This window comes from Actinomyces sp. HPA0247 (assembly GCA_000411415.1).
Taxonomy (GTDB): Bacteria; Actinomycetota; Actinomycetes; order Actinomycetales; family Actinomycetaceae; genus Pauljensenia.
In genome coordinates, this window is record KE150451.1 from 627,255 (window position 1) to 645,529 (window position 18,275).

At 65.0% G+C, this 18,275-nt stretch carries 14 protein-coding genes and 1 tRNA gene; all 15 read right to left on the reverse strand.

The features are described from left to right. Positions 1 to 146: 146 nt before the first annotated feature. Positions 147 to 2,600 carry an alpha-ketoacid dehydrogenase subunit alpha/beta gene (locus tag HMPREF1478_RS07810; protein WP_016461544.1) on the reverse strand — a complete coding sequence of 818 codons (2,454 nt, stop codon included), beginning with the start codon at positions 2,598 to 2,600 and terminating at the stop codon, positions 147 to 149. A gap of 33 nt (positions 2,601 to 2,633) precedes the next feature. Further along, positions 2,634 to 4,001 (reverse strand): dihydrolipoyl dehydrogenase, encoded by a 1,368-nt coding sequence (gene lpdA, locus HMPREF1478_RS07815; RefSeq protein WP_016461545.1) that lies wholly within the window; start codon positions 3,999 to 4,001, stop codon positions 2,634 to 2,636. Between the two features lie 16 nt (positions 4,002 to 4,017). Continuing rightward, complete coding sequence (locus HMPREF1478_RS07820; RefSeq protein WP_016461546.1) at positions 4,018 to 5,361, reverse strand: dihydrolipoamide acetyltransferase family protein; 1,344 nt, start codon at positions 5,359 to 5,361, stop codon at positions 4,018 to 4,020. 10 nt (positions 5,362 to 5,371) lie between these two features. After that, positions 5,372 to 6,121, reverse strand: a complete 750-nt coding sequence (locus HMPREF1478_RS07825) for a DeoR/GlpR family DNA-binding transcription regulator (protein WP_016461547.1) — start codon at positions 6,119 to 6,121, stop codon at positions 5,372 to 5,374. A gap of 330 nt (positions 6,122 to 6,451) precedes the next feature. Continuing rightward, complete coding sequence (locus HMPREF1478_RS07830) at positions 6,452 to 6,883, reverse strand: RbsD/FucU family protein (RefSeq protein WP_016461548.1); 432 nt, start codon at positions 6,881 to 6,883, stop codon at positions 6,452 to 6,454. A 13-nt stretch (positions 6,884 to 6,896) separates the two neighbouring features. Continuing rightward, a complete protein-coding gene (locus HMPREF1478_RS07835; RefSeq protein WP_016461549.1) occupies positions 6,897 to 7,892 on the reverse strand; it encodes a LacI family DNA-binding transcriptional regulator in 996 nt (331 codons plus the stop codon). Beyond that, positions 7,867 to 9,276, reverse strand: coding sequence for a rhamnulokinase (locus HMPREF1478_RS07840; protein ID WP_016461550.1), 1,410 nt, complete (start codon positions 9,274 to 9,276; stop codon positions 7,867 to 7,869). Before HMPREF1478_RS07840 ends, HMPREF1478_RS07835 begins: the two co-directional genes overlap by 26 nt. Before the next feature lie 167 nt (positions 9,277 to 9,443). Continuing rightward, positions 9,444 to 11,207: an L-fucose isomerase gene (locus HMPREF1478_RS07845; protein ID WP_016461551.1), complete on the reverse strand. Its 1,764-nt coding sequence runs from the start codon at positions 11,205 to 11,207 to the stop codon at positions 9,444 to 9,446. A gap of 189 nt (positions 11,208 to 11,396) precedes the next feature. Then, positions 11,397 to 12,458 carry an ABC transporter substrate-binding protein gene (locus tag HMPREF1478_RS07850; RefSeq protein WP_016461552.1) on the reverse strand — a complete coding sequence of 354 codons (1,062 nt, stop codon included), beginning with the start codon at positions 12,456 to 12,458 and terminating at the stop codon, positions 11,397 to 11,399. 92 nt (positions 12,459 to 12,550) lie between these two features. Beyond that, positions 12,551 to 13,555, reverse strand: a complete 1,005-nt coding sequence (locus HMPREF1478_RS07855) for an ABC transporter permease (RefSeq protein ID WP_016461553.1) — start codon at positions 13,553 to 13,555, stop codon at positions 12,551 to 12,553. After that, on the reverse strand, positions 13,552 to 15,069 hold the full coding sequence (locus HMPREF1478_RS07860; protein WP_016461554.1) for a sugar ABC transporter ATP-binding protein: 1,518 nt from the start codon (positions 15,067 to 15,069) through the stop codon (positions 13,552 to 13,554). The genes HMPREF1478_RS07855 and HMPREF1478_RS07860 overlap by 4 nt, the downstream gene beginning before the upstream one ends. A gap of 189 nt (positions 15,070 to 15,258) precedes the next feature. After that, positions 15,259 to 15,615 carry an MGMT family protein gene (locus tag HMPREF1478_RS07865; protein ID WP_016461555.1) on the reverse strand — a complete coding sequence of 119 codons (357 nt, stop codon included), beginning with the start codon at positions 15,613 to 15,615 and terminating at the stop codon, positions 15,259 to 15,261. Continuing rightward, the gene (locus HMPREF1478_RS07870) at positions 15,612 to 16,835 is read right to left on the reverse strand and encodes a hypothetical protein (protein ID WP_232207455.1); all 1,224 of its coding nucleotides are present in this window, start codon (positions 16,833 to 16,835) and stop codon (positions 15,612 to 15,614) included. The genes HMPREF1478_RS07865 and HMPREF1478_RS07870 overlap by 4 nt, the downstream gene beginning before the upstream one ends. A 3-nt stretch (positions 16,836 to 16,838) precedes the next feature. After that, a tRNA-Asn gene (locus HMPREF1478_RS07875) sits at positions 16,839 to 16,910 on the reverse strand. Between the two features lie 107 nt (positions 16,911 to 17,017). Further along, positions 17,018 to 17,812 (reverse strand): MerR family transcriptional regulator, encoded by a 795-nt coding sequence (locus tag HMPREF1478_RS07880; protein ID WP_016461557.1) that lies wholly within the window; start codon positions 17,810 to 17,812, stop codon positions 17,018 to 17,020. Between the last annotated feature and the right edge of the window lie 463 nt (positions 17,813 to 18,275).

An 18,275-nucleotide genomic window follows, 5' to 3' on the forward strand; every position in this document is an offset into this window, starting at 1 on the left:
GGAGAAAAACGGTGATGAATCAAGAATGTGGGCGAGGCCGGGGCTCGGTGAGGAGGAGTGTGGCCCCGGCCTCGCTAGCTCGCGTCAGGGAATGCGAGCCAGGGACGGGGGCGGGTCGGAAAGGGGAACGACCCGCCCCCAACGCCTCAGAGGCCCTCGCGGTTCAGGCGAGCGATCTCGGCCTCGGTCGCGTGCTTCGTGGTGGGCACGTGGCCGGGCAGCGGGAGGATGCGCTCGTGAATCGCGTCGAGGATCCAGGAGACCTGCGGGAAGAAGTACGACTCCAACTCGGGGCCGGGCGTGATGCCGTTGCGCGAGCCGACGACGGCGATCGGCGCGTCGAGCGCGTCGAAGGCCAGGGTCTGCACGTTCGCGGCAACCGTGTTGAGGAAGGAACCGCGCTCGACCGCGTCCGAGGTCAGGACGAGGCGACCGGTCTTCTTCACGGATGCGACGAGCTTGTCGTAGTTCAGCGGGGCGACGAAGCGCAGGTCGATGACCTCGGCGCTCAGGCCGTACTTCTCGGCCAGGACGTCGGCAGCCTCGAGGGCCTTGTACACGGTCGCACCGTAGGCGGCAATCGTGATGTCGCTGCCCTCGCGGCGGATCGCCGGCTCGCCCTCTTCGGTCTCGTAGTAGCCCTCGGGCACGCCGCCGGGCTCGAAGTCCTCGCCCTTGTCGTAGAGCTTCTGGCTCTCCAGGAACACGACCGGGTCGGTGCCAGACAGTGCCAGGTTGAGCATGCCCTTCGCGTCGGTCGGGGTCGTCGGGAAGTAGACCTTCAGGCCCGGGATGTGAGCGACGAGCGCGCTCCAGTCCTGGGAATGCTGGGCGCCGTACTTCGATCCCACGGACACGCGCAGAACGAGGGGCATCTTGAGCAGGCCGGCGCTCATCGACTGCCACTTGGCCATCTGGTTGAAGACCTCGTCACCGGCGCGGCCCAGGAAGTCGCAGTACATGAGCTCAACGACCGCGCGGCCACCGGCCATCGCGTAGCCGACGCCGGCGCCCACGATCGAGGCCTCGGCGATGGGCGAGTTGAACAGGCGGCGGTAGGGCAGGGCCTCAGTCAGGCCGCGGTAGACGGCGAAGGCGCCGCCCCAGTCGCGGTTTTCCTCGCCCCATGCGGCCATCGTCGGATCGGTCTTGAAGCGGTGCAGCATCGCCTCGAACAGGCCGTCACGGAACTGGTACATGCGCATCTTGGAGACGGGCTTGCCGTTCTCGTCGACGGAGCTACGCACCTTCTTGGCCAGCGCCTTCACGCGCGGGTTGTCCTCGAGGTCGATCTCGGGGGTGGCATCGTCGAACGCCTCAACCTTCTCGTTGGAGAACATGACGGTGTCGATGTAGCCGTCGGCGACGCGCGGGGTGGCCTCGTCGTCGATCGCCAGCTTGAGGACGTGCACGAGCTTGTCGGTCAGGGAGGCGGCGTAGCCATCGATCTCGTCCTGCGTGGTCAGGCCGTTGGAGATGAGCAGGTTCGAGTATTCCTTGATGCAGTCGACCTGCTCCCACAGCTCGACCTCTTCCTTCGTGCGGTACGAGGAGGCATCCGACGGCGAGTGGCCGGAGAAGCGGTAGGTGATGGTGTCCATGAGGACGGGGCCGCGGCCCTCCTCGAGGATCTTCTTCTTGCGGGTGGTCGCATCCGCGACGGCCAGCGGGTTGAGGCCGTCGACGCGCTCGGCGTGCATGGCCTCGGGGTTGAGGGCCGCGCCCACGCGGGCGAGGATCTCATATCCCATGGTCTCGCCGAAGGTCTGGCCACCCATGCCGTAGAAGTTGTTGAAGAAGTTGAACAGGATCGGCGGGTTGCCACCGTCCTCCTCGCGCCACAGGGAGCGGAACTGATCCATCGACGCGAAGTTCATGGCCTCCCACACGGGGCCACAGGCCAGGGCGGCGTCGCCAACGTTGGAGACGACGATGCCGGGCTTGCGGTTGATGCGCTTGAAGAGGGCCGCGCCGTTCGCGATCGGAGCGGATCCGCCGACGATCGCGTTGTTCGGGTAGGAGCCAAAGGGCAGGAAGAAGGTGTGCATCGAGCCGCCCAGGCCACGGTTGAAGCCGGACTTACGGGCGAAGATCTCGGCGAGGGCACCGAAGAGGATGAAGTTCTCGGTGAGGTCCTTCGTGTCCTTGTAGTCGATCTTCTCGGCGTAGGACAGGGTCTCGCCACCGAGGAAGCCCTTCATGATGGACTCAAGCTGAGCCTCGTCCATCTGGTGCATGGCCGAGTAGCACTTGGCGAGGATCTCACCGTGGGAGCGGTGGGAACCAAAGATGAAGTCCTCCGGCTTGAGCACGAAGCTCTGGCCGACGTAGGCGCTCTCCTGGCCGATGCCGAGGTGGGCGGGGCCGCGGTGGTTGTACTCGACGCCCTGCCAGGCGCCGGTCTTCTTGATGGAGTCGAGCATCGACTCGAAGGTGCGCACGACGATCATGTCGTGGAGCATCTGGACCATGCCCTTTTCGCCGTAGCGGGCGATCTCGGTGTCACGGTCGAAGGTGTACTGGTTGACGGGCACCTCGGGGAACTTCACGTATCCGGGGCGACGCACCTCGTTGGGGTCGATGATGAGAGACTGAGTCATTTTTCTACTCTTCCTTGACGTAGGGGATGTTCGTTAGAGCTTGACGGCCCACGCGGCTTCGCGGATGACCTCGGAGACCGTGGGGTGCGGGAAGACGACCTGACGCAGGTCCTCGACGGTGAGTTCCATCTCGAGGACGGCCTGCGCGCCCCAGATCATCTCGGCGGCGTACGCACCCAGCACGTGGATGCCCAGCACCTGGTGGGTCTTGGGGTCGACGAGGATCTTCGCCTCGCCCGGGGCCTTGAAGCCGTTCTCCGCGATGAAGCGGCCGGACATGAGGGCGGGGACCTTGGCGACGAGAACCTCGCGGCCTTCGCGCTTAGCCGCGGACTCGGTCAGACCGACGCCGGCGGCCTCGGGGATCGAGAAGACGGCCCACGGGACGGTGTGCCAACGCATGACCTCGCCGCGCTTCTTCGCGGTCGGATCGAGGATGTTCGCCGAGGCGATCTCCGCCATGCGGTAGGCGGCGTGCGCCAGCAGGGAGCGTCCGGTGACGTCGCCGATGGCCCACACGTTGGGCAGGTTGGTGCGCATCGTGTCGTCGACGACGACGCCGCGGTTGATCTCGAGGCCGGCCTCTTCGGCTCCCCAGCCCACCGTTGCGGGACGGCGGCCAACCGCCATGAGGACCACGTCGGCCTCGACGCTCTTCTTTTCCTCGCCCTTGGAGTAGTGGACGGTGCCTCCATCGAGGGACTCGACGCGGCAGCCCAGCTCGAAGGTCACGTCCTTCATGGCGGCGCGGGCCTTGGCGGCCAGATCGTCGTCCATGAAGGGCAGGATCTCGGGGGCCATCTCGATGACGGTCACCTGGGAGCCGAGGGTGGAGTACAGGGAGGCGAACTCGACGCCGATGACGCCGCCGCCGATGATCGCGAGGCGGGAGGGGACCTCGGGCAGCGAGAGGATGCCCGTGGAGTCCACCAGCGCCGGGTTGTCCTGGGTGCCGGGCAGCGGGGGCATGGCCGGCACGGAGCCCGTGGCGATGATGACGTGGTCCGAGGTGTAGGTCGTGCCCTCAACGGTCACGCGACCGGGGGCGTCGAGGTGGCCTCGTCCGTTGATGACGGTCACGCCCGCCTTGCGCTCGGTGGCGGCAACGCCGGCGACCAGACCCTTGACGACCTGATCCTTCCAGGCCTGCATCTGCGTCCAGTTGACGGCCACGCCGCTGGCATCCACGCCGAACTGGCTGGCTTCCTTGGCGTGCAGGTAGTTCTTCGCGCCGTTGAGCAGGGTCTTGGTGGGGATGCAGCCCACGTTCAGGCAGGTGCCGCCCAGGTACTGCTCCTCGACGAGGGCGACCTTCTTGCCCGCGTGTCCGAGGCGCTCGGCAGCCAGGTAGCCGCCGGGGCCCGCACCGAGGACGATGACGTCAAAATGCGTATCACTCATGAGTATTCCTCTTTCCTCAGGCCAGGACCGTCACGTCAATGTTTTCGATGGCTGCGACCAGGTCGCGCAGGAAGCGGGCACCGTCCGCGCCGTCGATGACCTGGTGGTCGATCGTCAGCGAGAGGTTGATGCGCTGCTCCACGCCGATCGTGCCGTCGGCGGCCACGGTCGGGCGCGGGGTAATCGCGCCGACGCCCAGGATGGCCGTCTGAGGCAGGTTGATGACGGGGGTGAAGGTCTCGATACCGAAGGAGCCGATGTTGGAGACCGTGAAGGTGCCGCCGCTCAGGAAGTCGGGCGACAGGGAGCCGTCGATCGCGCCGCCGGCGAGGCGCTTGGCCTCGTCGGAGAAGGCCTTGAGGCCCAGGGACTGCGCGGAGCGGATGACGGGGACGAGGAGGCCGCGCGGGGTGTCGCACGCAAAGCCGAGGTGAACCTGCTCGAACTGCGTGAGAACGCCGTCCTCGAGGTGAGCGTTGAACACGGGGTACTTGAGCAGGGTGCGCGACACGGCGAAGCAGACCAGGTCGTTGAGCGTGATCTTGTTCAGGCCCAGTGCCTCGTCGGCGTTCTTGACCTTCTTGCGCATCGCGAGGATGCCGGCGGCGTTGGCCGTCGTGTTGAGGGTCAGCTGCGCGGTGGAGGTCAGGGACTCCATCATGCGCTTGGCGACGACCTTGCGCACACCCTTGAGCGGGGCGGAGGTCGAGGCGCCGGGGAAGTCGGCCGCGGCGGCGGGGGCTGCGACAGCGGCGGCGGGGGCGGCCTCGGGCGCGCGGCCCGCGTCGGCGACGGACACGCGTCCACCGATGCCGGTGCCTTCGGTGGCGCTCACGCCGGCGGCGCGCGCGGCGGAGGTCAGGACGGGGCCGGCGGCGATGGCGGCGGCAACGTCGCGCTCGATGACGCGGCCGTGGGGGCCGGAGCCCTCGGAGATGGACGAGGCGTCGACGCCGTTCGAAGCGGCGAGGGCGCGGGCGCGCGGAGAGACGGCGCCGGTAGCGCGCTCGGTCGCGAACGCGGGGGCGGCGGCCTGCTCAGGGGCGGCAACCTGCTCGGCGGGAGCGTCGGCTTCGGCGGGGGCAGCGTCGCCACCGGGAACGAGGCCGGAGATGTCCTCCCCGGGCTCACCGACGATGATGAGCGGATCCTTGACGGGGACCTCGTCGCCTTCCTCCCACAGGAGCTTCAGGACGGTACCCTCAGCGGTCGAGGGCACCTCCATGGTCGACTTGTCGGTCTCGATGGACGCGAGCGTCTGGTCGACGGCGACGGTGTCGCCTTCCGCGATCATCCACTCGACGATGATGCATGACTCAACAGAGTTGCCCAGCTGGGGCATCACCACGATGGTGGCCATGTAATTCCTCCTAGACGATGCGCAGCTTCGTGCGCTCGGCCAATTCCTTGATGGATTCTTCGGGGATCTCATCGTCGGTGATGATTCCGGTGACCTCGTCGATCCCCATGAAGCTGACGAAGCCGGCTTCCCCATACTTGGAGGAGTCGGCGAGCAGCCACGTCTCTTGTGCGCGGGTGCGCATAATGGAACCGACCTGTCCACCCTCCACGAGTTGGGTAGTCAGGCCGCGATCAACGCTGAACCCGTCGGTCCCAAGGAACGCGACGCGTGCGTTGAAGTCATTGATAGCGCGCTCTGCGACCGGTCCCACGAGGGACTCGGACTCGGCGCGGAAGTGCCCACCCGTCAGCGTGATGTTGAGGCTCGGGTTGGAGCGGGCGTTAGCGAAGACAAGCACGGAGTTGGTCAGGACCTGCACTCCGCGCTTGCCGGTCAGGTACTTGACGATGAGGGCGCAGGTGGTGCCGGCCTCGATCATGACGCGATCATCGTCGTGGATCATGTCGGCGGCGGCGCGAGCAATGCGTTCCTTGACCTCGACGCGATCGTTTTGGCGCAGGTGAATATTGCGGAAGGTGGTGGGGCGCGCGCCGCCGTGGGTGCGCACGAGGTATCCCTGCTCGTCGAGGGTCTTCAGCGAGGCGCGCACGGTCACGGGCGACACACCCAGATCGGAGGCAAGCTGCGCGACGCTCACCTCACCCTCCCGGGCGAGGCGATCCAGGATGTAGTTCGTGCGTTCTTCTGCACGTCCCATGGGACACCTCTTCGTGAATCAGCAACAATCCTTGTCGCTTTATCTTTCGTTACATCAAGAATAGTCACTAAAACGAAAGTATGCAACATCACGCAACTCATTGATACACCCGTCCAGCCCGGGCGCACAAACGTTCAGAACGCCATCGTTCAGTCACTCTATTTGACGGACATTGCTGGGATAAATGCACTGGTGGGCGGCCCGGCCGGGCCACCCACCAGCTATGAAACTCTCACTCCACGCCAGGGCTATCATCCGCTCGAAACGAAAACGAAACGAAAGCGCTCGTCACTCGCGACACAAGCCCATCACTGGCGCGGCAAACGGGCTTTACTCCCCGGGCTGACGAACGCCCACCGTGAGGAGCAGGTTGCCGTACAGGCGCTGCTCGCCCGTCGCGACAATGATGCCCACGTTCTCGTCACGCGCGGCATCGTAGAAGTCCCAGCGGGAAATTTCACCGAACTCGACACCGGGCAGAGCCGCACGGAACTCGTCGTGGATCGGGATCTCCACCGGCTCAGCGTCGGGCGCGGGGGTCATGATCTCGGCGCGCTCGATCGGAATCGTGCGCTTGAGGACGTCGAGGACCTGGCTGACATCCAGCAGACCCGGAGCCAGGTTGAGGGAAATGAGTTCGCAGCGCGGGTTCACACCCGTCGTGTGCGGGTAGTTCGCGTCAGCCAGCAGGATCTTCGAGCCGTGGCCGGCGGCCGCCAGCGCGCGCAGGAACTGCGGGTGAGTCATCGGACCATAGAGCATGAACGTGCCTTTCTTACAGGTGTGAACTGGCCCGGATGACCAGCTCAGGGTCGAGAACAATGTCTTGAGAGGGTCCCCCGCCCATGAGCGAACGCACGAGGCGCACCGCGGTGCGCCCGAGGCGGTCGAAGGGCTGGTGGATCGTCGTGAGCGGGGGCGCGTAGGAGTCCGCACCGTCGATGTCGTCGAAGCCGACCACGCGCACGTCGCGTGGGACCACTCCCCCGCGCTCGTAGATGTAGCGCATTGCGCCCAGGGCCAGCTGATCGTTCGCTGTCTGCACGCCCTCGGGCAGTCGCCCAGCCGCACGCATCACGTCGTAACCGTCGCGCGAGTCCCACGAGTCGGGCTGAAGCACCACGGGTTCAATACCGTACCCCTCGCACGCCTGCTCGTAGCCCAGTCGGCGCATCTGCGCGTCCGACCAGCCGGTGGGACCACAGATGTGAACGACGTCGGTGAGCCCCTGAGCGAGCAAATGCTCCGTGGCCAGGCGCGCCCCACGCACGTTGTCGACGGCGACCGTCGAGATGCCGTCGAGTCCCTTTTCGCTCGTCAGAACGAGGACGGTCGGGAATCGCTTGCCCGCCTCGATCGCGACGTCGATCGTCGGATCCTGGCCCCCCAGGATGATGACACCATCGACGTCGAAGGGAGCGAAGTCGTTACGCAGCTGCCCATCCGGCCCGTACGCGTAGGACAGGGACACGTGGTACCCGGCCTGCGACGAGGCGTTGAGGATTGACAGCAGCACGCGCCCGTGTCCGTGGAACATGGGGGCGGCCAGCACGACCTGCAGGACGTTCGTGCGCTTGGCCGCGAGCGCGCGCGCCGCGTAGTTGGGCACGTAGCCCAGCTCGTCGACCAGCTTGGAAATCCTCGCCCGCGTCTTTTCTGAGACCTCGGGATCCCCGCGGACGACGCGCGAGACCGTGTTCGTTGAGACGCCCGCGCGCCGCGCGATGTCGGCCAGGGAGACTTTCTTAGCCGCGGGTCGGGACGTGGACATGGGTGGCTGCGCTGGCTGCGATGACGGAGGCGCGGTCTTCCTCGGCGAGAGCACCGATGGTTTCGAGCTGCGCCAGGAGAGAACCAAAGGTCGAGGCCTCGATGGGGCCACGCACGACGGTGACACCCGAGATCTGGGCGGTCAGGTCGCACAGCAGGCGGTTACGCGCGCCGCCACCCACGAGGTTGAGCTGGTCGGGGGCCCTCCCCGTGGCCTCGGTGAGTTCGCCGATCGCGCGGGCGTAGCGGCGGGCGAAGGACTCGATGATGACGCGCACGTACCCGGCCATGGAGTCGGGACGGGCCGCACCCTGGGCGTCCAGGGCCTCGTCGATCTTGCGCTGCATGTCGCCGGGGGTGGCGAACGCTTCCTCGTCGGGATCGAAGGTGCCCGAGGCGGCGGGCAGCTCGCGGGCCTGGGCGACCAGCTCGTCGGTGTCGGTGGGCGTGCCCTCGCGCTCCCACTGGCGCTGGATTTCCTGAAGGATCCACATGCCGGTGATGTTGAAGAGGGGACGCACTCCCCCATCGGTGCGGCCTTCGTTCGTAATGCCGAGGTTGAAGGCCGCGTCGCTCATGAGGGGCTTGTCCTCGATGGCACCCAGGACCGACCAGGAGCCGCAGGACAGGAAGTAGGCGCGCTTGCCCTCCTCGATGGGCAGGCCGTGGACCGCGCACGCGGAGTCATGGGCACCGCCGCGCACGACGGTGAGGGTCTCGAGGCCGGGGACCGTGCAGGGGCCGACGACGGTGCGGTCTGCGGCCAGCTCGCCGAACCAGCCGCGCGGGATACCGAGACGGTTGAAAACCTCGTCGTTAAAGTCGCCGCCACCCGGGGTCAGCAAGCCGGAGGTCGAGGCGATCGTACGCGACCAGCCGACGACACCGGTGAGACGGTACGCAAAGTAGTCGGGCAGGAAGAGGGCCGCCGCGACGCGCTGAGCGTCAGCTGGGTTTTCCTGCAGATAGGCGAACAGCTGATTCGCCGTGTTAATCGTCGCCGGCTGATTACCGGTCAGGTCAAAGAACTCGCGGTCGCCAATGCGCTCGCGGAAAGCATCCAGGGTGCGCGCGGTGCGCTCGTCACGGTAGGCGACGACATCGCCGACAAGCTCGCCATTCTCATCAAGGGGAGCCCAATCCACGCCCCACGTATCGATCGAGACGGCGCGGGCGTCGGGGAAGCGTTCGAGGGCCTTCTTCAAGCCGGTGATCGTCTCGGCCTCCATCGTGGCCACGTCCCACGTGAGGGTGCCGTCGTCCCGGCGGCGCGCCTCGTGCTTGAAACGGTGGATGTCCGTGACGTCCAGGCGGCCATCGCGTAGCGTTCCGGCGAGGACTCGTCCGGACGCGGATCCAAGGTCAACAGCAAGTACGGTGGTCATTGAAGGTCTCCTCCAGATACGCCCTGGGTCGGCGTGTCCCGTCGTTGGGTTCTCGTGCAGCTTTCCTCATCGGCGAGGCCGGGGCTGCGTCCCGGGAAAAGACCCCCGAGGGGGTGGCCCGGTCGGGCCCGGGGAGAGAGGACACCCGAGCCCGACCGGGAGTTGCATCAGCGGTACATCGGACCGAAGGTGTCGCAGGCGCGGAAGTCCGCGGCCTCGAGGGACTCGGTGCCGAACAGCGACCACGCCTTGGGACGGAAGATCCGCTCCTCGGGGACGTTGTGCATGTTGACCGGGATGCGCAGCATCGAGGCCAGCGTGATGAGCTGACCGCCGATGTGGCCGTAGGAGATCGCGCCGTGGTTAGCGCCCCAGTTGTTCATCACGTCGTAGACGCTCTTGAACGCACCCTCACCCGTCAGGTTCGGGACGAACCAGGTGGTGGGCCACTCGATGTTGGTGCGCTCTTCGATGGTGAAGGCGACCTCGTCGGGCAGCTCAACCGTGTAGCCCTCGGCGATCTGCAGGACCGGTCCAAGGCCGCGCACCAGGTTGAGGCGGCACATCGTCACGGGCATCTCGCCGGAGGTGCGGAAGTGGGTCGAGAAGCCGCCGCCACGGAAGTAGCCGGTCGAGGCCGGGTGGAAGGTCGTGGCCTCGAGCGTGGCGTCGCGGTCTTCCTCGGTCAGCTCGTACCAGGGCTTGATGACGTTCTTGCCGTCGCGCACAGCCTTGCCGGCGCCGTCCAGCGTGGTCGAGCCGGAGTTACGCAGGTCGAGCAGACCGGCGGCAGCGCGGCCCTCGGGCTTCCAACCGGTGGCCTTCTCGATGGACTCGGGGCTCCAGTAGGTGCGCACGTCGGAGAAGATCTGCGGCGTGTTGGTCAGCAGGTAGCCGAACAGCATCGAGGCGCCGTTGAGTGAGTCGTTCTCGGTGGCCACGACGGAAGGCTGGCGAATGCCAGTCCAGTCGAAGTTCGTGTTGAGGATGGTCTCCAGAACGTCGCCGTTGGGGAAGTGGTCCGTCCACTGGCGCTGGCCCTGGAAGCCTGCCGCGATGGCGCCGTGGCCGCCGGCCTCTTCCTCAAAGCCCAGCTCGGCCAGACGCGGGTTGCCGTGCATGAGGTCGCGGGCGATGAGCGTCATCTTGGTGACGAACTTCCACCAGTCCTCGTGCTTCTCCGGGTACTGCCACTCCGGCGGGTTCCAATCCTTGCCCTGCTTGAAGTTCTCGCGGATCCACTGGTACGCCTTCTCGTACTCCTCGGGATCGTAGATGCCCTCATCGATACGGCGGGTGAACTCGGACATGTCGATGTACTCGTTGCGCATGCCGAGGTAGGAGCCGAAGAAGTCGGGGTTGACGACAGAGCCGGCAATACCCATGGACACGGAGCCCATGGACAGGTAGGCCTCGCCCTTCATCTGCGCAACGGCCAGACCGGCGGTCGCGTAGTCGAGGAGGCGGGTGCGCACGTCCTCGGGGATGGAGGTGTCGTCAGCGTCCTGCACGTGCTCGCCGTAGATGCCGAAGGCGGGGATACCGATCTGGGCGTGGCCTGCCAGGGCGGCGGCGAGGTACACGGCGCCGGGGCGCTCAGTGCCGTTGAAGCCCCAGATGGCGTGCGGCATCGCGGGGTCCATGTCGGTGGTCTCCGTGCCGTAGCACCAGCAGGGGGTGACCGTCACGGTCAGGCCGACATTGTTCTCGCGGAACTTGGCGGCGCAAGCCTGGGCCTCGTGGACGCGGCCGATCGTGGTGTCAGCGATGACGACCTCGACGGGGGCGCCGTCCGGGTAACGCAGGTTGGAGGTGAAAAGCTCGGCAACGGACTTCGCCATGTTCATGGTCTGCTCTTCGAGCGACTCACGAACGCCCTTACGGCGGCCGTCAATAGTGGGGCGGATTCCGATGCGGGGGTGGTTTGTCATTATTCCTTCATCCCTCATGATGACGTCGATGTCGGAGCGCGGGGGCGCTCGCCCCCTCGGATCCTGTGAATAAAAAGGTGCCGGGTCCGCGGGTCCCGCCCCACCCTCGTGGAGCGGGACCCGCGGCGGGCCACCGGGTTAGTTTGTCACTGACCCGGCCCCGGCCTCGTGCCCGATGGAGCTATCGGCTCACTCGTACAGGTTCGCCTTGATGTCGGGGTCGTCGATGTTGGTCTTGTCGTACCACGCGAAGCCCGAGTCGATGACCTTGGGCAGCTCGCCCTTGTTGATGGCGACGACGGCAGCCTTGACCGTGTAGTAGCCGATCTTGACGGGCGACTGGGTCACGGCGCCAGCCTCGGTGCCGGCCTTGATGGCGTCAATCTGGGTCTTGCCCGAGTCGAAGCCCACGACGGTGACATCCTTGCCGGTCTCCTGCGAGCCCTGGACGATACCGGAGGCGGCGGCCTCGTTGGAGCCGTACATGCCGACGATGTCGTCGTTCGCCTGGATGATGGCCTTGGAGGTGTCGGCGGCCTTGGTAACCTCACCGGCGATCTGCTCGTCGAGGAGCTTCAGGTCCGCGGGAGCGTTGGCCTTGAAGTACTCCTTGAAGCCCTCGCAGCGCTGCTTGCCCGTGGTGGAGGTCGCGTCGTGGCAGACCATGCCGACCGAGCCCTTCTTGCCCTTGAGCAGCTCGATCATGTGCTTGGCGGCCTCGGCGGCGGCGGCCTTGTTGTCCGTCTGAACGGTGGTGACGGGGATGTCGGACTCAACACCGGAGTCGAAGGCGACGACCGGGATGCCCTGCTTGTTGATCTCGTCGAGCAGGTCGGCGGCAGCCTTGGAGTCAAGGGCGGCGAAGCCGATGGCGGCCGGGCCGGAGTCCAGAGCAGACTTCAGCTGGTCGGTCTGCTCGGTCACCTTGGTCTCATCCTGCGGGCCGACGAACTTGACCTGGTAGCCCAGCTCCTCGCCAGCCTGCTCGGCGCCTTCCTTCACGGCCTGCCAGAAGCGGTGCTGGAAGCCCTTGGAGACGAGGTAGATGGTCTTGGTGCCGTCGCCCTTGACCGCGGCCTTCTCCCAATCCTGAGCGTTGGCGGAGGTGTCGACCTTGGTCGCACCCGAGGAGTCACCGGTCTTGGTGTCAGTCGCGGGAGCGGAGGAGTCCGACGAGGTCGTGCAGGCAGCCAGGCCCAGGGCCATGGAGCCGACAGCGGCGGCGGCGAAGATACGTCCGATGGGGCGCATTGGTATTCCTTTCGTGGGGTGGCGGGGTCATTCCCGCTCTTGGGTGTGTGGACCGACGTCGGTCCACGATGGGTGAATTGAATGGGTAAGAATCAGGCGGCGTTCTCGCGAACGCGGCGGATGTTGTCGATGACGACGGCGAGCAGCAGGACGATACCGGTGACGACGAACTGCCATTCGGCGGCGATACCCATCATCGTCAGGCCCTTCTTCAGGGTCTCCATGATGATCGCGCCAACCAGGGCGCCGGGGATCGAGGCGCGGCCACCCGACAGGGACGTACCACCGATGACGGCCGCGGCGATGACGTTGAGCTCCATGCCCACGCCCTCAGCGGGCTGGACCAGGCCACCACGCGAGGAGTAGAGGACCGCACCAATAGCCATGAAGGCACCCGCGACGACGTAGATGATGATCTTCCACAGGCGGACGTTGACACCGGAGAGGCGGGTGGCCTCCTCGTTGGAGCCGATCGCGAGGGAGTAGCGGCCGAGCAGCGTCTTGTTCATGAGGAAGGTCGCCAGGACCGTGAGGACCACGAAGATCAGGACGGCGTTGGCCACACCGGGGATGATCTCGCCACGCGCAATGGCCTTGTAGCCCGTGTTCGCGATCGTGATGGAGGCCTTGTCCGAGATGATCAGCGCGAGGCCTCGGGCGACCATCATCATCGCAAGCGTTGCGATAAAGGGCGGCAGACCCAGGATCGAGACGTTCAGGCCATTGACCAGGCCGATCGCCATGCCGACCAGCAGCGTCAGGATGAGACCGAGGCCCAGAGGCAGGTTCATCTTGTCGCCCGCCAGGAAGATACCGGCCATCACCGCGACGAGGCTCATGCCCGTACCGACGGAGAGGTCAATGCCGGAGGTCGCGATGACGAAGGTCGCACCCAGGGCCATGACGCCCGTGTAGGCCGACTGCAGGACGATGTCCAGGTAGATGTTCGGCTTCGCAAAGCCGTTGGCTGCAATGCTGAAGAACAGCAGGATGACGAACAGAGCAACCGTGACGAGCATCAGCTGCATGTTGTTCTTCAGGAAGGTCTTGACAGGCGACGGCGCCTCCAGGCCCTTGTTGTCGACGACGGTGCTCACGCGACTTCTCCGTTCGCTTCTTCCTGGCCGACGGTGGCCAGTTCCATGATGTTTTCTTGGGTGGCTTCCTCGTTGTTGAGGGTGCCAATGATGCGGCCGTGGGCCATGACGGCGATGCGGTTGGCCAGGCGCAGAACCTCGGGCAGCTCCGAGGAGATCACGATGATGGCCTTGCCCTGCTTCGCCAGATCCTCGAGCAGCGTGTAAATCTCATCCTTCGCGCCCACGTCGATGCCGCGCGTCGGCTCGTCGAAGATCAGGATGTCAGTGTCACGTTCCAGCCACTTGGCCACGACGACCTTCTGCTGGTTACCGCCCGAGAGGCTGCGCAGCTCAACGTCCACGGAGGGGGTGCGGGTACGCAGCTTCGTCACGTAGTCCTGGGCGACGTTGCGCAGCTTCTTCGTTGCGACGACGGTCGCGGTGGTGAAGTGGCTCATCGCGGCCAGGCCCGTGTTGAAAGAGATGTCCTTGTCGAGGAGCAGGCCATACTGCTTGCGGTCCTCAGACAGGTAGCCGATGCCGTTCTTCACGGCGTCGTTCGCGCCCTTGATGGTGACCTTCTTGCCGTGGACGTAGATGTCGCCCTCGGTGTGGGGGTCGGCGCCGAACAGTGCTCGGGCGACCTCGGTGCGGCCGGCACCAACCAGGCCCGCGAAGCCGAAGATCTCACCCTTCTTGACCTCGAAGGACACGTCGTGGACGGCCTTGACGGTCGAGAGGTGCTCGACTCGCAGGACGGCCTCGTCGGAGATCGGCTTGGTCGTGGGACGCGCGTCCGCGGGGACCTCGCGGCCGACCATCATCTTGACGACCTCACTCATCGGGGTCGAGGCCGTATCCACCGTGCCGATGTACTTGCCATCGCGCAGAACCGAAATGCGGTTGGTGAGCTCGGTGAGTTCGGGCATGCGGTGCGTGATGAAGATCAGGCCGGTCGTCGGGCACACAAAGTCGCGCACCAGCTCGAAGAGAGACTCGGTCTCGGTCGTGGTCAGAGGAGCCGTGGGCTCGTCCATAACCAGGATCTTCGAATCGAAGGACAGCGCACGCGCAATTTCCACCATCTGCAGGCGCGCAACGGGCAGGTCGCGGCAGTAGGCGGTGGGGTCGATGTCCATGTTGAGGCGCTCGAAGAGCTCGCGCGCATCACGAACCATCTTGCGGTCGTCGACGTAGCCAAACTTGGACGTACCGGGTCGACCGATGTACAGGTTCTGGGCGACGGTCAGGTCAGGAACAATGTTGAGCTCCTGGTGGATGATCGACAGGCCGAGGTCACGTGCGTGCTCCGGCGACTGGATGTCGACCTTCTCCCCCTGCAGCCAAATCTCGCCGCCCGGGTCGGACTTGTGGATACCGGTGAGCACCTTCATGAGCGTGGACTTGCCCGCTCCGTTCTCACCACAGAGACCCAAGACTTCACCGGGTCGAAGGTCGAGGTCCACTTCGGACAGCGCCTTCACGCCGGGGAACGTCTTTGAGATCCCCTTTAGCTCTAGTAAGTTCGTCACTTCTCACCCCTTGGGTACCAGTAACTTCTCTGTTTCTGGAGTTTTCTTCCCCGACATCGTTAACGCTAACGGTCATCGTTCCGGAGAATCGCCCTCTTCGGCGTCTCCTTTAGAGTAGAGCATCACATGGGTCTGCGCGACCCAAATCGAAAAACGCGTAACCAAATCGTAATCAAATATCAGCGAGCATCAGCCTGACAATTCCGCAGCATTCTGCAGATTCTCAAGGACCGTTCGCGCGACACTGTCGAGCCATTCCTGCTCGACAACGCATTGCTTGAGATGAAGTTTTCCCCGCTCCAGATCGTGAGGCATCCCCTCTTTCTCCCACTCAGAAAATCCCTCACCACGAATAGTTGTCGGAAAAGTTCCGTGAACGTTCACGACGCGCCACCACGGGACTCCACCGCCCCAGTCATGCATGATCCGCCCCACAACGCGCGGACCGGTACCGACCGCCCGCGCGATCATGCCGTACGTCGCCGCACGCCCCTCTGGGATTTCCTCCACAACCCGCAGGACGGCTTCAACGAGTTCTTCCCTCACAGCTCGATCATCCTCTCGACCGCCCGCAGCACCTCACGAGGATCGATTGGCACCACCGCGAGATCCGTGTCCGCCAGCGGCTCAGGTTCATCTCCAAGCAGCCCGGATACCCCGGGGCCGACACCACTGACGGGCTTGCCCGGCGTCGCCACCGTGCCGCTCCCCTCGCTCAGGCCAGCGAGCCCGCTCGGGCGGCCACGGCCTCGTCGAGAAGCCTCAGTCGGCTCCTCCTCGCCTGCCCGAGCCGGAGCCTCGTCCCCCGCCCCGCGCGGTGCCCACCGCACGTCGTCGGACTCCCGCGAGAACGCATCGCCCACCTGGTACGTGACACCCGCACAATCCAGGACGCGCAAATGCGCGCAGGGTTCCTTCCACGCACTCTCGGCACGTGAGACCACGAAAGCAAACGCATGATAGTCCCCCGCACGCAACGCATCTGCGACGGGCGATCCCTCGGGCGCAACGCCGGAGATTCCACGCAGGACGCGGAACGTGTTCCACAGCGGCTTCTCCCCCAGCTCCATCGCCTCGGCAGGCAGCCAGCGCAGGCCATCCACCGCACCCTTGCGCGGGGCGAGGCGCGTGAACCCGCGAACAAAACCAACGATCTCGCTGGGGAGGATCTCGTCAACTTTCACGACGCGCGTGCGATGCAGCTCCACGAGCGCACGGTCCCCGCTCAGCCACACGCGCATGAGACGGGGCTTCTGCGCAGCCTTCGAGTGCAGCGCCCACACGTCGAGGCGTATCTTCGCCCACGAGGTCGGGGCCAGCTCGCGCCTCGGCTGAACCACGTCGGCGGGAGCGTTCAGCATCGCGAGGTAGCTGCGCTTATCGAGCATGACCTTTCCCAGCTGACTGTCGTGAAAGCGCCGAGGGAAGGAGGCTCCCTGCTCCGGGCTCCCCCAGACGCTCGCGGCCGTCACGAGGCGGTCAGCGTCGCCACTCCCCCGGGGCCGATCCAGCCACTCCCGCCAACGATCCCCGAATGCCGCGTAGCGCTCTCGCAGGCGCTTCTCACGCTCGGCCGCGCTCTCTCTGGGGGCAACCGGCCCGCGCTTCCTCTTGCGCGGCTTCCTCGCAGCCTTGACGATCACCTCGATAAACGTGGTAGCAACGAACGCGATGACCAGAACGTGGTAGACGTGATCAGCCAGCACCTGCATCCGCTCCCCCTCCCGATCAACAAAAAGCCCCGAGTTCATGAGAACTCGGGGCATCTGCTCCTGCGACTGGATTCGAACCAGTAACCGTCCGATTAACAGTCGGATGCTCTGCCGTTGAGCTACGCAGGATTGCGACAAGAGAAGATGGTAGCAGAGACTATTCGGAACTGGCAAGCCAGAGTGGCCTCAAAGGCTATGCTGCGTGTCACTGACATCAAGTTCGGGGTCGGGTGCGCTCACCCCCACGTCGGATTCTCGAGGTTAATTCCCCGATGCCTCGCAGCCGCCTCAATCGCATCGGCAAGCCACTGCGCGAAGCCAACATACTGCGAGTCGTAGTGAGCCCGGAATCGCTCGTCATGAATGTACCCGCGAGACATGATGTAGTGCTTGGCAGGCGTGACCGGAAAGAACTCACTGAGGGCTTCTCTGTGCTCCTCGACGAGGCTTTCCGCTTCCTTGCTATCCGGAGCTACGCCGTCACGGATCGCATCGATCATCCTGCTTTCGATGTCATGGAATCGCTCGGCGTTGTCACGCCAGTCGGCGGTTTGCCACGAAGCAGTGCGCTCTCGCGATTCACGCCAGTCGTCAGTGTCACCATAACGGTCTTTGGCCTCGCTCTGGTGCGCCGCAAAGTCAGCCTCCCCCAAGATCTCCCCGATTTCTTCCACGGTGAGCACCTTGTCATTCAATGCATCCTCCAACAGTATGTCTAGCGCGTCTATCATTGCGTCCGTCTCGCGACGATGAGCAAGAAGGCTCTCTCGTTGCCTCTTGAGGTGTTCGATCTCAGAGTCTCCACAGTCGAGGAGAGCCTTGATGTCCATCAGCTTCATCCCCGTCGCCCGGTAGATGACAATCCTCTGGACACGCACGCAGTCCTCGCGCGAATAGAGCCGGTAGTTCGACCAGCTCCGCGCGGTGGGAGCGAGGAGCCCCTGCGCCTCCCAGTGGCGCAGCGTTCGCACCGTCAGCGAGAATCGCTCGGCGACCTCTCCAACCGTGTAGAGGGTGGTGTCGTTGCTCATGACATTGATTCTGACCCCTGACGCCGCGTCATGGTCAAACGAAAGATCGTTTCCATGTCGCGGTCACGCGGAACAGTACACCGGCATCAGGCATATCAGGCCCGTTGCGCGAAATAACTCGCCCAACGCCAGGTCCATCGGGGCCCTCGCGCGAAAAAATCGCCCAGCACGCCATCAACCGCGATTTTTAGGCCATTTTTCCCTCGCTGGGCGAACTTTTTCGCGTTCGCGTTCACGTCAGCTCGCACAAGGCGAACTTTTTCGCGCCCAGAGCACAGGGACGTCATAACTGTGAAACCAACGGCATCACTCAACGCCCGCCCCGGTACAACACTCTCCCAACAACCACCGTCGCACACCCTTGGCGGTACGAAACTCTCCCAACAACCACCGTCGCACACCCATCCCGGTACAAAACTCTCCCAGCGCGCGAAATAACGCCTATTTTTGCCCAAAATGCATC